General features: G+C 43.3%; 11 protein-coding genes. 2 read left to right on the top strand and 9 right to left on the bottom strand.

The annotated features are described in order from the left end of the window. Window positions 1–1,155: 1,155 nt before the first annotated feature. The 9 genes from P2G54_RS16340 to P2G54_RS16300 all read right to left on the bottom strand — a co-directional run bounded on the left by P2G54_RS16340 (window position 1,156) and on the right by P2G54_RS16300 (window position 13,149). A complete protein-coding gene (locus P2G54_RS16340; RefSeq protein ID WP_275872637.1) occupies window positions 1,156–3,606 on the bottom strand; it encodes a leucine-rich repeat domain-containing protein in 2,451 nt (816 codons plus the stop codon). Continuing rightward, a complete protein-coding gene (locus P2G54_RS16335) occupies window positions 3,593–4,432 on the bottom strand; it encodes a hypothetical protein (RefSeq protein ID WP_275872636.1) in 840 nt (279 codons plus the stop codon). Before P2G54_RS16335 ends, P2G54_RS16340 begins: the two co-directional genes overlap by 14 nt. After that, window positions 4,429–5,007, bottom strand: coding sequence for a hypothetical protein (locus P2G54_RS16330; RefSeq protein WP_275872635.1), 579 nt, complete (start codon window positions 5,005–5,007; stop codon window positions 4,429–4,431). The genes P2G54_RS16335 and P2G54_RS16330 overlap by 4 nt, the downstream gene beginning before the upstream one ends. A gap of 115 nt (window positions 5,008–5,122) precedes the next feature. Then, window positions 5,123–5,590 carry a nucleoid-structuring protein H-NS gene (locus P2G54_RS16325; protein WP_275872634.1) on the bottom strand — a complete coding sequence of 156 codons (468 nt, stop codon included), beginning with the start codon at window positions 5,588–5,590 and terminating at the stop codon, window positions 5,123–5,125. Window positions 5,591–7,401: 1,811 nt separating this feature from the next. Then, window positions 7,402–8,004, bottom strand: coding sequence for an acetyltransferase (locus P2G54_RS16320; protein ID WP_275872633.1), 603 nt, complete (start codon window positions 8,002–8,004; stop codon window positions 7,402–7,404). A 48-nt stretch (window positions 8,005–8,052) separates the two neighbouring features. Further along, window positions 8,053–9,372, bottom strand: coding sequence for a UDP-glucose/GDP-mannose dehydrogenase family protein (locus P2G54_RS16315; protein ID WP_275872632.1), 1,320 nt, complete (start codon window positions 9,370–9,372; stop codon window positions 8,053–8,055). A 70-nt stretch (window positions 9,373–9,442) separates the two neighbouring features. Further along, window positions 9,443–9,823 (bottom strand): hypothetical protein, encoded by a 381-nt coding sequence (locus tag P2G54_RS16310; RefSeq protein ID WP_275872630.1) that lies wholly within the window; start codon window positions 9,821–9,823, stop codon window positions 9,443–9,445. Window positions 9,824–9,926: 103 nt separating this feature from the next. Then, the gene (locus P2G54_RS16305; protein WP_275872629.1) at window positions 9,927–12,350 is read right to left on the bottom strand and encodes a penicillin acylase family protein; all 2,424 of its coding nucleotides are present in this window, start codon (window positions 12,348–12,350) and stop codon (window positions 9,927–9,929) included. A 223-nt stretch (window positions 12,351–12,573) separates the two neighbouring features. Beyond that, complete coding sequence (locus P2G54_RS16300; RefSeq protein WP_275872628.1) at window positions 12,574–13,149, bottom strand: DUF2911 domain-containing protein; 576 nt, start codon at window positions 13,147–13,149, stop codon at window positions 12,574–12,576. Between the two features lie 316 nt (window positions 13,150–13,465). Here P2G54_RS16300 and P2G54_RS16295 point away from each other — a divergent pair, with 316 nt between their 5' ends. Continuing rightward, window positions 13,466–14,509 (top strand): endonuclease/exonuclease/phosphatase family protein, encoded by a 1,044-nt coding sequence (locus P2G54_RS16295; protein ID WP_275872627.1) that lies wholly within the window; start codon window positions 13,466–13,468, stop codon window positions 14,507–14,509. A 165-nt stretch (window positions 14,510–14,674) separates the two neighbouring features. Further along, window positions 14,675–15,469 carry a thymidylate synthase gene (locus P2G54_RS16290; protein ID WP_275872626.1) on the top strand — a complete coding sequence of 265 codons (795 nt, stop codon included), beginning with the start codon at window positions 14,675–14,677 and terminating at the stop codon, window positions 15,467–15,469. Window positions 15,470–15,629: the final 160 nt, after the last annotated feature.

Here is a 15,629-nt window from a genome sequence, read left to right as displayed (position 1 = left end):
GAAATCTTCCACCAATTTACGCTTGAAGTCTTCAGAATACTTTCGATGAGAATTAATCCTTTTTCCCGTTTTTAGCATCTCGATTCATCTTTAAAAACGGTCAACTTATTTCAGGGAATGACATTTGTTCTAGGTTCTAAGTTGTAGGTTTTGGGTTGAGAGTTTATCCCAATATTCATCGGGGATAAGTTTAAAGTTGAGAGTTTAAAGTGGTGCTGACTGTAGACTGCATTCTGTTAACTGTTCTTGGTTGTAAGTTGTAGGTTGTGGGTTGTAGGTTTAAAGTGAAGAGTTTAAAGTTTCAAGTTGGCTGAAGGAAACTGGAAACTACCTAATATGCAACTGCTTAGTATAAAAGGTTTTGGTACCAATTTTTAAAAGTGCAGATCGGGTAAGTTCGGGTTTTGAAAAAAAGAATTCGGAAGATTGATCAATTTACCATCTAAATAAAGGATAGTATTTTCTTAGAATAGTTAAAAATTGTGGAAAACTTTTTTCGTTTCGGACAAAAAATACCTTATACAGGGTATTTTTTTAAAGGATCTGCTTTTTACCTTTATGTCAGGGTGATTAAGCAACTTTTCTCATCATTTTTCCTAGAAAATATTTAAGGGATTTTTTTCAGCATTTTTTAATCCCTTATTCTTCACCTCTTCCCGAATTTTATATTTAGAATCCTGAATTTTAAGGTTTTGTGAGTTGTGGGTTTTGAGAATTGAGAATTGGGTTCCAGGTTGTAGGTTGACCTCAATGCTTACTGCTCAATAGCACTATCGGTTCATTGTTTAATTGGTTAACTGTTTAATTGATGAGGGAAAATGGTGATTGGGTAAAAGGACTCCGAAGGAGTCGAACTGTGAATAGCCTAGGGTGAAACCCTGAGAGAATTATGAATTTATAATGATGAATTGGTTATAGGTTGTGGGTTGTAGGTTGTAGGTTTTGAGAATTGAGAATTCAGAATTAGGTTCCAGATTGTAGGTTGTGGGTTTTGAGAATTGATAATTGATAATTGATAATTGGATTTCCCTCCCGATTCCATCGGGACAAGTTATTCTCTATTCTCTAATCCCCATTCCCTATTTTCTATTCTCTAATCCCTATTCTCTAATCCCTATTCCCCAAATTCCATCGAAACAAGTTATTCCTTAATCATCAATAAAACCTTACCTCACACTCGGGCTTTAGTTCTTTAAAATGATCCACACTTCTTTGGGACAGCCGGGTATTGAAACAGGCGAGTTGGAGCAGGTTGGGTAAGCCCTCAATAGGTTTCAGGGAGCCCAGATTGGTACTGGCCACATCGAGTTGTTCCAGCGCCAAGAGACCTTCCAAGCCTCTTAGGGTTTTGAGGTTGGTCCCGGAGATATTCAGCTTTTTCAAATTGAATAAATTACTGAGGGAGGTCAGATCCTCTATTCCCGTATTGGAAATATCGAGTTCCTCCAACTGTGCCAATCTACCCACAGGGGAAAAATCCACTACAGGGACCTGTGAAAGCCTCAAGCTGGTCAACAAATGCATTTCAGCCAATGGGCCCACCGAATGCAGGGTAGCATCAAAAATATCCAAAGAACGAAGGTTCACAAACATCGTCAATGGACTGAGATCCTGCACATTGATCCTCTGAAACTCCAAGCTGGACTTAGCGGTCAAATTATGCAATTGACTGCTAGTTGGAGATTCCTGAAGGCTATATTGTCTTTTCAAAAGGTCTTTCCAGTCTGTGCTGAGGGAATTCCACCAGTCTGTCAATTCCTGAGTACGATAAATCAAGGTAAGCTCAGGTTTTCTGATCAGGATATCCGGAATTTCCTCAGGAAAAACCGGGGAAGCATCCACATTGAGGTAGGCAAGCTCGGGAAGGGACAGTATATCCAAAATGCTCTGCAGCGGACTTCCGGCCAAATTGATGCTTTTCAGGAGTTCATTGTCTTTCAAAGCGGAGATATCCCCTACCTGAGTGGATTCCCCAACTATTTCCTCCAGGGTTTTTACTTCGCTCAAAGGCAATAGGTCCGATACCTGATTTTCTGAAAAGTCGATTTTTCTAAGCTTTACAAAGCGGGTTGCTGGATTAAGGCTTTGAATTCCGGAAGCTCTCAAATCCAATTCTTCCAAGCCTATGGTCTCTGTCAAAACCTCCACGTTGGGTTGATCCGACTGGATTTTAGGATTGGCTTTTCTCAATACAGTCTTCCAGGAATCGGACAGACTCCCCCACCAACTCTCCAAATCCCTCACATGGTGGATGAGAAGAACTTTGGGGTTGTTGCGGATAAAATTATCAGCTGCGAGGGGGGATAAACTTGTCTGGTCAGCCAATACCTTGCTCAGATAGGGCTTTGAGTTTAAGACTGAGATATCTCCTACCTCTGTGGCGGTGAGGTCAATAATTTCCAATTTATCCAATGTTGCCAGTGGACTCAGGTCCTGGACATTGGTTTCGGAAAGGTTCAAGGCTTTCAGGGATTTCAATTCTCCCAAGCTGGAGAAATTGATCATGAAATTCTTGCTGACATTCAGGTTTTCAAGGAGGGAAAGTTCCCTGATATTTTCCAGATTGTTGAAGCCGCTGGATGTGAGGTCCAGAGCTCTAAGACTGTCAAAGTCGTTGAGTACAGAGAAACTGGAAATCGGAGTACTCACCGCTTTCAGGGATACTAGGGCCTTGAGATTACTCAGGTCTCCTATTTCATGGATTTGGGTATTGGAGATATCCAGGTGCTTCAGGCGTTCTGAATACTTGATAAACTGAATATCTGAAGTTGGGGTATTGGAGACATCCAAGTACTCCAAAAATGTCACATTGGAAATAGGTGCCAGTTGGGTAATTTGGGTATTGCTCAGATTCACATAACGCAGTTCCCGCAAAGCTTCCATAGGACTCAGATCCAAGAGGGAGTCCGTCCCTGAAATATCCAGGGAATCCACGGCCACAAACTTGTAGAGTTGATCAAGTCCTACCGAATCCCCTTCATTCATATCGAATCTTTGTTGGAAATACGCCTTCCAATGTGGATTCAGGATTTCCCACCATTCCAGCAATTCCTCATCCCGGCTGAGTTTGGTGGTGTACATGCTGACGATTTTCAGCTCCTGGCTTTTTTCCAGCAGGTTCACTTCCACAAATCGGGGTTTGGTATTGGTCACTGCCTTTCCGTCTTTTCCGGTGGCAGTGATGGTTCTGTCCAGGGATACTAGGAAAAACACATCCCCGTTTTCTTTTTGTCCCGGCTTTACATCCCGGACTTTAAACTTGAAATTGACGTCCTTATAAAAAAACTCAATGTCCTTGAGATAGGCAGTCACATCCTTGTTGGTGACTACTTTCCGGTCCAGCAGCAGGTCATCTTCCACCTGAACCTGTGCATCTCTAAAAATCTTCAGGTAGCTTTCCCGGATGATGACATCCTTGTCCCTTGCGGGGGTTTCGGAGGAGCCAATGGTATTCATGAGGTATTCCAAGAAAAGCACCTGATCCTCCACTTTGGTGGCATATTCTTCCAGTTCGGCTTTGGTATAGCCTTTTATGGTTTGGGCAATACCTGCATACTGCCCAAGCATAAGGAAAATAAGCAATAAAGAATGCTTAATTCTGATCATAGATGTACTTTTCAATGGTTTCCTTATCTCCGGGGTTGAGTTTGACCAAATTGGAAATCAACCAGCCTGTATTGAATCCGGGCCTGTTGAACTGCCGTACTTCGAAATACCATCCCTGGACTTGGAAAAAATGGAATTTAACGTCAGACACAGTGTCAAAACGAATGTTGTTTTGTTTCATTTCATAGAGGAAAATCGTCAGATAATCCGGGTGAAATGAGGAGTCTGTGAAAGCTTCCGGGAGTTTGGAGTCCTGAAAAGCCCTTCTCAGATTCATAAATCCCAATTCATGGGATAGAGGATGGAGGAAATCTTTCTGATCTCCTTCCGGTTTGTTGAAAATATTTTTGAAAGGGGGAAAACTCACTGCATCGATCACCCATTCATAGCCCAGACCTTCCGGCTGGATTTTTAGGATGAGGGTAGCCGTTTCCCTTCTGCCTTTATAGAAAAACTCAGCCTGCACTTCTGCAAACCAGCCTTCTCTGTGAAAATTGAGATAAAAGGGATAAACCGGGGAAAGCACATCCCCGATAAAATCGGATTTTAACTGTTGGGAGGTAGTTCCGGTTTGGTTGTCAAACAGAATCTGAATAAAGCCCTGTCTAAGCGGAAAATTTCGGTACAGGGAATCTCCGGGATAAAACCGGGTATTTCCATCGGGAGATTCTTCTCCATTAAACCTTCTGAAAAATTGATTGAGTTGTTTGGTAGATGCTGCAAACCTACCGTCATCTTTGATTGTTCCGGGAGAGCCAATGCCCTGCCCGGAAACAATCGAAATGCTTGCGAAAAGAATCGCAAAGGTAATTAAGGTAATTCTCATGCGGAAGTTTCAGTCACTCTCACGTCACCCAACATCACATCCCAGAATTCGATGGTGCGACCTGCGATTTGTGTCTGTTTTTTCTCTACGTAGATGGTAATGTCCTTTTTGGTGGTGTCTTTGTAGTTCATGCCTGTTTCGATGGAAGTTCCCTCGAATCTTTGGTAGATAGTGATCACCCCTACGTAGCGGCCATCAGGCTGTCTTTCCAAATCAGAAATGTACTGTATATCATACCAGGTAATGTTGACACGGTCATAGTTTAGAGCCATCAGTCTTTCGAAATATCTTCTCACTTTGTAGTAAGCGATTTCGCTGGAGTTGATGCTGGAAACACCCATTTCGGCACCTGGAGCAAAAAGCTCTTCTGCACGGTCCATTACACGGTTGGCCTCGGAAAACTGGGTTTCCTTGCTACCGATAATGCTGATGTATTTACTTAGGTCTTTTACTTTCTCCAAAGCCAGGGAGTCAATCGCCTGCTTTCTTGCAGGGCTGATATTGTCATTCTGTGCCAAGGCGGTTAGGGAGCTAGCAAGAAAAAGACCGAGAAAGAGAATAAGTGTATTTTTCATGTGTTTATTTTTATTTTCTAAGGCCGCATGGAATCTCGCGAAGTTGAAAATCATCTGATTGAGTGACCTTCTTCCTCATGTTCGATTTCATGTTTTCGTGATTTTCTTCGGGTGATTATTTTCTTCTTAATTCCAATTCAGACACCTTTCCCCTAGCATCCAGACGAATGTCGCTGATGTAGTTGAGGTTCTTCTTGGTATCCTTCAAATACTCCAAATATTTCTTGATGGTAGTAGGCTCATCGTAGTCTTTGATGCCGTTTTCTTCATGGATCACGATCAAAACAGGAGTGTCTTGGTTGGAGAACATTGCCAAAGCCTGCTCAATTTGCTGATTTGCAACAGATACGTTTGCAGCTGCTGCAACCGCGTTGAATGCATTTTCCAATTTTTCGGCTGCAACTTCCTCAGCAGATGGCCCTGGAGGTGGCGGAGGAGTTTCCTGAACTTGCTCTACTGGAGCTGGAGCTGGCTCAGGTTGTACAACCTTCTTTTTGGACTTACAGGCACCCATTGCAAGCATTGCAACGATTGCAATTGCAAGTGAGCGGTTAATCGAAAGTGTGAATAATTTTTCTTTCATTTTGGGGAATTGATTAAGATTTAATGGTTTTTTCAAAATTGCATCAAAGAGAAGATTTCCTCAATTCAAATTTGAGACAAAGTAAATAAAAACCCATGGATTCTATGCAAAGCATATTCCAAAAGCCTGATTCCTTATGCTAAAATTTGTAAATCCTTTGTAAGCGGTTAATTCTTAGATTAAAAAGTGGGTTTTGAGAATTAGGAATTGAGAATTATGAATGATGAATGATGAATGATGAATTGGGTTATGGGTTATGGGTTGTAGGTTGTGGGTTGTGGGTTGTATCCAATCGATTATCGTCACTGCGAGGAGGCGGTAAGCCGACGCGGCAGTCTTTTAGGTAGGTTTTGAGAATTGAAAATTGAGAATTGAGAATTAGGAATTATGAATGATGAATGATGAATGATGAATTGGGTTCTAGGTTGTGGGTTGTGGGTTGTGGGTTGTATCCAATCGATTATCGTCACTGCGAGGAGGCGGTAAGCCGACGCGGCAGTCTTTTAGGTAGGTTTTGAGAATTGAAAATTGAGAATTGAGAATTAGGAATTAGGAATGATGAATGATGAATTGGTTCTAGGTTGTGGGTTGTGGGTTGTATCCAATCGATTATCGTCACTGCGAGGAGGCGGTAAGCCGACGCGGCAGTCTTTTAGGTAGGTTTTGAGAATTGAGAATTGAGAATTGAGAATTGAAAATTGAGAATTCTGAATTAGGAATTGGGTTCTAGGTTGTAGGTTGTATCCAATCGATTATCGTCACTGCGAGGAGGCGGTAAGCGGACGCGGCAGTCTTTTAGGTAGGTTTTGAGAATTAGGAATTGAGAATGATGAATGATGAATGATGAATTGGTTCTAGGTTGTGGGTTGTAAGTTGTGGGTTGTGGGCTGTGGGTTGTATCCAATCGATTATCGTCACTGCGAGGAGGCGGTAAGCCGACGTGGCAGTCTTTTAGGTAGGTTGTAGGTTGTAGGTTGTAGGTTGTAGTTTGTAGGTTGTGGGTTGATCATCAGAGCTTACTGCTCAATGGTATTATTGGTTAATTGGTTAATTGGTTAACTGTTTAACTGATGAGGGGAAACGGTGATTGGGTAAAAAGACTCCGAAGGAGTTGAACTGTGAAAAGCCTAGGGTGAAACCCTGGGAGAATTAGGAATGATGAATTATGAATTGTGAATTGGGTTGTAGGTTGTGGGTTTTGAGAATTGAGAATTGAAAATTGAGAATTCTGAATTATGAATTGTGAATTGTGAATTGGGTTGTGGGTTGTAGGTTGTGGGTTGTGGGTTGTGGGTTGTGGGTTGTATCCAATCGATTATCGTCACTGCGAGGAGGCGGTAAGCCGACGCGGCAGTCTTTTAGGTAGGTTGTGGGTTGTAGGTTTTAGGTTTTGAGAATTGAAAATTGAAAATTGAGAATTCTGAATTCTGACCTTCCCAAATTCCTCCCGATTCCATCGGGACAAGTTATTCCCTTCTACTTAATTCGTCGAATTCGTGGTTTATTGGAGTAGTTGAGGAATGAGGATTTGGCTTGGAGGTTCAGGGTTGTGGGTTTTGGGTTCAATCCCTGAAAAAGTTAAAACCTTGATTTCAAAGCCATTCCCAATTTAAAATCGGTATAAACGAACTGTGTTTTCAAGTATGAATATAGTTGAAAAATACCCTATATAGGGTATTTTTTTTATGGATTTGAAATCACATTTTTGAAGTGTGTTAAGTTTTAAGATCAGGCTCTGTCCTGAAAATAAAATAAAGGCTTTGGGAATACCCAAAGCCTTTTATTTTTCAAAACCCACTTAATCACTGAAACTAAGCAGGATTTTCCCTGGCGGGAATGCCCATGATCTTTACGCTGTCCCCAAAGGATTTGGTCACCACTGCTCCAGCCCCTACAATCACCTCATCTCCAAGTTCCACTCCTGGCAATAACACCGCTCCGGCACCTATCCTACATTTCTTCCCGACTTTGGCTCCCCCAAGCAACATTGCTCCGGGACCGATTTCGGTAAAATCCCCTACCTCGCATTCATGATGCACCTGAGCCCTGGTATTGATCAATACAGCCTTCCCTATTTTGGTATCGGGACCCAAAAAAGCCAATGGCATCAAATCAGCCATTAAATCCTGATGGAATGAATAATTTTCACCGGAGGAAATTGGAAAAAGCTGTCCGCCAAGCCCCATGAAAAGCTTGTACAGATGCTCCCTATATTCCGGGTTGCCCACTCCAATTACAAAACGTGGGTCTTTCTTCAGCTCCGGCTTGAGCTCGGACAAATCCGAAATCAACTTGGCTTTGCTTATCTTACTTGGATCCTGATCATAAAACAGAATCTGGGCAGCAGGGATACCCAAGCGGAGTGCTACCGCGAAAACTTCCTTTCCATGTCCTCCTGCCCCAGCTATTATCATTTTTTATCCCATTGAATCCATTTAATCCCCCTAAAAAAGCAGAGGGGCTTATTTGTTGCCAATCCCAAAATGTTCAAAGCCCAGGGATTGGAGGTATTCTTTGTCGTAAATATTCCTTCCGTCAAACACCACCTTGTTTTTAAGGAGTTTTGCCACCGCTTCCCAACTTGGGATTCTGAATTCAGACCATTCGGTCACCAGCAATAAGGCATCCGCGTCAACCAGGGCGTCATAGGCATCCTTGCAGTAACACACCTTGTCAAAAAGATAATGCTCCTTAGCCTCCTCCATGGCAACCGGATCGTAGGCTTTGACTTTCGCTCCTGCAGCTCTCAGCTCATCGATGATCACAGCGGAAGGTGCCTCCCGCATATCATCGGTATTGGGTTTGAAGCTCAATCCCCACATGGCAAAGGTCATCCCAGTCAGGTCTTCCCCAAAACGGGCTTTAACTTTTGCTGCCAGCACATGCTTTTGGAACTCATTGACTTCCTCCACAGCCTTCAAGACTCTTAATTCATAACCATATTGCTGCGCAGTATTGATGATGGCTTTGACATCTTTGGGAAAACAGGATCCCCCATATCCTACACCCGGGAAAATGAACTTATTCCCAATCCGTGGATCAGAGCCTATCCCTTTTCTGACCATATTGGCATTAGCACCTACCAGTTCACATAGGTTGGCGATGTCATTCATAAATGAAATCTTGGTAGCCAACATGGCATTTGCCGCGTATTTGGTCATTTCTGCCGAAGGGATATCCATGTAAATGATGCGGTCACCACTGAGTTGGAAAGGTTTGTACAGGCGCTGCATAATTTCCTCCGCACGATCGTCATCCACACCAATGACTATCCTGTCCGGTTTGAGAAAATCCTCCACTGCGGCCCCTTCTTTCAAAAATTCAGGGTTTGAAGCAACGGCAAAAGGAAGGGCTACCCCTCTCCTCTCCAATGCACTTTGAATAGTGGCTCTGACTTTGTCTCCTGTCGTTACCGGAACCGTGCTTTTGGTAGCCACCACAATAAAATCACTCATCTTGGAGCCGATTTCATCCGCAACCGCCAGTACATATTTCAAATCCGCGGAACCGTCTTCCCCGGGAGGGGTTCCCACTGCGATAAAAGCCAGTTCCGCTCCCTGAATGGCTTCACCCAGATCGGTACTGAACTTTAGTCTTCCGCTTTTATAATTTCTCAGGACAATCTCCTCCAGCCCCGGTTCATAAATGGGCATGACCCCATTCTTTAGCTTCTCAATTTTTCTTTCATCCACATCCACACAGGTCACTTCTATCCCCACATCTGCAAAACAAGCACCTGAGACCAATCCTACATAACCTGTACCGACAACAGCAATTTTCATAACGCTAGCTTAAACTATATTCAAAAATTTCCGAGATCATATTTGATCTACAAATGACTTACTAAAAACCTTAATAAATGGTTCCCTTGTAAATATTATTCGGTTTTCTTTTTAAGAGATTTCTTAGCAGGGCACCGCTCAAAGAAGCCAATGCTCCCAAGAGAAAGCCCAAAACACCGGTGATAATAAATAAATAGATACTGGAGCCCAGTTGCATAAGATCAGCCATCTGTGCTGGAAGAGCACTGCCTGTACTGGCGCTTAAATAATAGCTTTGCCCAAGCCAGGAAAGCCCCATTCCAAGTCCTCCGCCCCAAAAGGCAGCCCATTTGCCGGGTTTGAGAACAAATGACAAGATCCCCAAAAGGACCATGATCATCCAATAAGTCAGAAATGGACTGACAAATACTACAATCAATGTGGAAAGAACCAGAATACTAATGAATTTCATCTATAAATAATTTGATCTTTAAAGGTCATCCCGATTGAAATGGAGAGGAATCCCGCATTGTCAAGAAACATCTCCTTTCTTGACAGTTTAGACCTGCTCGAATTCATGGGTTGGATTTGAAGGTGGTCTGAAATAATACTGAACCATTATCACCTGGTGTTCTCAGGTCAAAGTTTAGGTATTCTCCATTGGCCCATTTGGTGATAAAGTTTTTGTAAAACTTACTTCCTGGATTACCAGACTGTCCTCCCGGATAAATCCCAAAGGCTTTGATCTCATCTCCCAATTCCACTACCATTCTCCAACTGGCGCCGTGCCGGCCACTTGTTGCATTGAGGATACCTGATCCGCCCCCGGTAAAGACATTCTGCACAGAGAAGGGTCTAAACTGGGGCACTAAATGTTGAATGGAAGTTCTCTTGTAATTGGCCCATGCGTAATCCCCTTCCTCATTTTCCCAATTGATCATGGCCTCGAGCATTTCATCGAAGCCCTTTCTCACATGATCAGAGGCTGTTTCTAGGGCGGCTGTTTTCTCACTATCAAAGACGGGGCCTTCCGGCTCATTCTTCAGCAATTGAACCGTGGTATAATTACTTGGAGTGACGACCGGAACACCGAATTCATGCCAGGATTGCCAGATCTGGTTGAAAGTTTTGTTCCACCACACGTAAAAAAGCGTGGGAGCTTTCTGACCTGGATCTGCATAAAAATCCCAATCCTTTAATTCCTTCAGGTACTTTTTGGCCTTGTCATTGGAAGACTGATGATCTCCTAATAAATCCAGCATTACTGGCAAAGCCTCAGCGGCGTGCAGGTAATAATCATCAAACTGCAGGGCCATCATATGCTCGACTGTGATGTCGCTCATTTCCCGAAGCCGGTTGTTCAGTCGGCGGTTTCGGTAATGTTCATAGCTATTGTCAAATACATAATAAGGATAGGATTGATCTACCGGATGCTGATTGGCTGAAGAAACAAAAGCACGTTGGGGGTTTAGTGTGCTGGGGTTTTGTTCGTTGGGGATATAAGTTTGCCATTCCATTTTCGGATCGGCCCCGTCCATGAAAAATTTTCCCTGGTCTTCCCATTTTAAAGGGAATTTCCCCTGAATTCTCATGGCAATGTCCCCGGATTTGGAAGCAAACACAAAATTCTGGGCAGGAGCTGTGAAGTTGTCCAATGCCGCATTGTAATCCCCGTGGTTTTTGGCCTTATTCATCAGGACAAATGTCTTTTGCTCATTGGAACCTTCATGTGCGGTCCATTTTAGGGCAAAATTTACATCCTGGCGATTGGACCGGAAGGTCCGGTCATAGACAATGGGACCGTAATGGGTATAAACCACCGTGTCCAGAAAAACAGGCTCTCCTTTGACGTGGATTTCTTCCACACGGAATTGAGTAGGTCTCCATTCCTCTCCGTATTTATAGGCCTTTCGGTTCTCATCCTGAAATGTGATCTTATACCAATCTCTCGCATCCTTGGTGGCATTGGTCACTCCCCAGGCGATATGCTCATTGAATCCGGAGATCACCCCCAGCGCTCCCGGCAGGGTAGCCCCTTTCACAGAATGCTGTGGAGTGGTGAGCTGCATGGAATACCAGAGAGAAGGAAGGTTGAGGCTCAGATGGGGGTCGTTTGCCAAGATGGGATTCCCGTTCTTTGTCTTGCTTCCCGCAACCGCCCAGTTGTTGGAACCCACTCCTTCTTCTGGTTGGGGCAAGGGATCAATAACAATAGCATCCGAAGGATAGGAAATGCTATCCGGCCTGCTGATTGAAACAGGAGTAAAATCCCAACTGTGACCAGCCTCTATCACCGGATCAAGATCCTGAGGATACTGTGGGTACAACTTATCCAATAGTTCCTCTCCCAGAATCTTGCGTAGGTTGGAATATTCCAAATCCCTATCCCCTACCAACATATCCGACATATATTTTAGCAATAACAGGGATTTGTAAGGGGACCAAGGTTCCGGTCTATAATCTAAAATCTTGTACTCCAAAGGAAGACGGGCATCTGAGAGTTCTTCTATGTACTGATTGACTCCATCCGCATAGGCTTCCACCAAACGCAACAATTCCGGATCTTTTTCCTGTAGGTATTTTAAACCCAGTTCCGCTCCAAAAGCCAAACCTTTTCTCCGGGTCATGCGGTCCAATTCCAGGGCAACCGGTCCAACAATTTCAGCTAGCCTTCCTGCTGCAGCACGGGTCTGGAACTCCATCTGCCACAGTCTGTGTTTAGCGGTCACATACCCCTGCACCCGATAGAGGTCTTCTTCATTGGATGCGAAAATATGGGGAATCAGGTTTTCATCGTAAAGCACCTGGACGGGTTCGGAGAGATTGGAAAGGTTGATTTCCTCTTCTGCAAGTTCATCCTCACTGAGCATGTTTTGCCAAAAGCCCTGATTGGGGTCCAGCAAAGGTACAGTTGGAGGAAGCGGTCCAAGTGGAATAGAGACTGCGTATCCCAACAAAACAGTCAAGGCAATCACCAATAGGAAACCTAGATACTTCATGCGTTTATAGTTAATTTTTCAAAGGCCAATTGCCTGTTCAGAACTTGATTAAGGAGAATCTCGCTTATCTGATTATCATCCCTCAGTAAGACATATTCGTTATGCTCGATTCGATGGAAAGTTTTTAGGGCTCCAAAGCTAAAATAAAGCAAAATTCAATTAACCTAAAAAGTGGTTTATTCAAAAAGAAAAACCCTCATTTGACTGAGGGTTTGATTTGATCTTATTGAATGGTGATGGGGAGTTTGAGTTTTTCCCAACGGATAACTATACCGGGACTCTCAATATCTATGGAAAGTCTTTCTTGGGAATTTTCTTCCCAAGTAGGCATAACCTCCACTCTCAAGACGTCATTTTTTTCGTCATATTGAAAATGTCCATGTTCCAAATTCCATTCCGAGTTGAAAATCACAGTCCAAGCGCCATTTTCTTTGGGAATAGTAAAGAGGGAATATTTACCAGCTGCCAAGGATTTGCCTTCTACGGTCATATCTTCTGCAAGGTCCACATAGGTAGCCTCATTGGCTCCGGTTCTCCAAACCACATTATAGGGCACCAAATCTCCCCAGATCATCCGTTCCTTTACCGCAGGTGAACCATACTGGATTTTGAAGGACTTGCCTGCAATCTGTCCATCTTTAATTTCCAGAGGGCTGGGTCTGCTTTCCTCCTGTTCTTCAGCGGCTTCCGAATTTTCTACCATTTCTTCATTTTGGCCAGACTCAGTAGATTTTGGAGAGCAGGATGCAATTCCCAGAATAAATAAGGCTAAAAGCCCAAAAGAGTAGATTTTTTTCATAGGGTTATATTTTATTACTCACTAGCCGTATGGAATCTCCTGAAGCTACTAATCGTCCCCCCGGAGCCCCCTTGGCATATTCGATTTATGGTGTTTAAGTTACTCGTCGAAATAACTAATAAAGTCCCAACTAGCAAAACGTCCAATGAAGATAGTAGGTTTATCCTAAAATTTTCAAGCGGAAGAAGTCTCTTCAGATTTCCGATTTTAAGGTCTCTTTTGCTTCTTTACGGAAAATAGAGTTTTTAGATCGGAAAAATTACCTACAACTTCCAGTCAACTCTTTTCGATAGAGTATAGTACCTAGGCACAATCCATGAAATTTATCACAGGAATCATTTTCATTTGCTCTCTTCTGATTTTTGGAAGTGTCTATGTGGCTCCAGAGGATTTTAGCTATGCCGGTCTGCTTCCATTTTTTATTCCCGTAGTCTGGTTTTGCAATTTCTTTTTGTTTGGGATCCTGGTTTTAGCTTGGAGAAAAACAGCGATTTTACCCCTGATCATTCTCGTTCTTGGTTATCGCTTTGTATTGATCACGGTGCAGTTTCACCCCAAAAACCCCAATCCCGAAGGACTCTCAGTCCTTACCTACAATGCCCATTTATTTAATTACAAGTCAAGGGTTGAGGGGAAATTTGATCCCAATGTATTTACTTGGCTCCAAGACTATCCTGCGGATGTCAAAGTCTTTCAGGAGTTTTACCAGGACAACACCACGCCGTCCAGAAATGCCATCAAGTTATTGGGAAAAGACAGCGGGATGGAATATTCCTATGGCATCATTGAGGGCGATGCAAGAAAAAGATCCTATGGTTTGGCCATTTTTTCCAAATACCCCATAGTTCACGAGGGAAAGGTCTTTGACAACAACAGAACCAATGGAGCCATCTTTGCCGATATACTTTATCAGGGGGATACCATCCGGATCTACAACTGCCATCTGGAATCCATGAAAATCGATGCCAAAGCACTCGAAAACCTGGATGGGGTCCGCGAAAATTACCGGCAGACCCTTGGCAAACTCAACCGGGGCGGTGTGATCAGAAGCCAGCAATTGAGCGTCCTGGAGGAGCATGTCAGAAATAGCCCCCATCCCATTATCCTAATGGGAGATCTCAATGAGGTCCCCTACTCCAATACTTATTTCAGGTTGAGCCAGAATCTGGTCAATGCCTTTGAAAGTGCAGGGAGAGGATTTGGTTTTACTTATAATAAGGTTTTGTTCTTCCTGAGAATTGACCATATTTTTTCCAGTCCTTCCCTCAAGGCTGTGGATTTTAAAACCCACCGGGAAGTGGACTATTCGGATCATTATCCCGTATCTGCTACCTTCCAATTTGTCAGTCCTGAGGAATAAAATCCCAGGTCCCTGATTTTCAATTCCTTGTCAATTACCAGAACAGATTCCGAAGGCTCTGCTCTCTACAAGGACAAATAAAATAGCCTCTTTCATCCCGGTGACCTTCCGATTTTTGAGGGAAGCTATTATCTTGCCGGGAGAGAAAAATACCAGAAGGAAGCCATGAAGCAATACCATGATTTGATGCGAAAAATCCTGAATGAGGGAGTTCGAAAAACAGATAGAACAGGGACCGGAACCATCAGTATTTTTGGTCATCAGATGCGATTCGATCTATCGGAAGGCTTCCCTGTGGTAACCACCAAAAAACTCCACCTACGCTCCATTATCATTGAGCTCCTTTGGTTTTTGAAAGGAGACACCAACATCGCTTGGCTTAAGGAAAACAAGGTTTCCATTTGGGATGAATGGGCAGATGAAAACGGGAATTTAGGACCTGTTTATGGATACCAATGGAGACATTGGCCTGATGGAAAAGGAGGAGAAATAGATCAGATCAAAAATCTAATCCATCAAATCAAAACGAAACCTGATTCCAGAAGACATATCGTAAGTGCCTGGAATGTGGCCGATGTGGACAATATGGCTTTGCCCCCTTGCCATACCCTCTTCCAGTTCTATGTAGCAGAAGGAAAACTTTCCTGCCAATTGTATCAGAGAAGTGCGGACGTTTTTCTCGGTGTTCCTTTCAACATTGCCTCCTATGCACTCTTCACTATGATGATTGCACAGGTTTGTGATCTTGAGCCCGGAGAATTTGTTCATACTTTCGGTGATGCCCATCTGTATTCCAACCATTTGGAACAGGCGGAACTTCAGCTCAGTAGGGAGTGCCGTCCCTTGCCTACCATGAAGATCAACCCAGAGGTGAAGGATATTTTTGATTTCAAATTTGAGGACTTCGAATTGGTCAATTATGATCCGCATCCACATATCAAAGCTCCGGTAGCAGTCTAGTAGTTGTAGGTTGTGAGTTGTAGGTTGTGGGTTGTGGGTTGTTAATGCCTAAAAAACGTTGACCGGTTTATCTTACTGTTTAACATATAATTTGATCATATTCCAGAGTGATATTTGATCCTGAGGATGTTTTCTCGGATTTAATATACATCTTTTCGAA

The sequence above is a fragment of the Algoriphagus sp. CAU 1675 genome (assembly GCF_029222925.1).
GTDB lineage: Bacteria > Bacteroidota > Bacteroidia > Cytophagales > Cyclobacteriaceae > Algoriphagus.
This window is presented reverse-complemented; position numbering and strand designations above follow the sequence as displayed.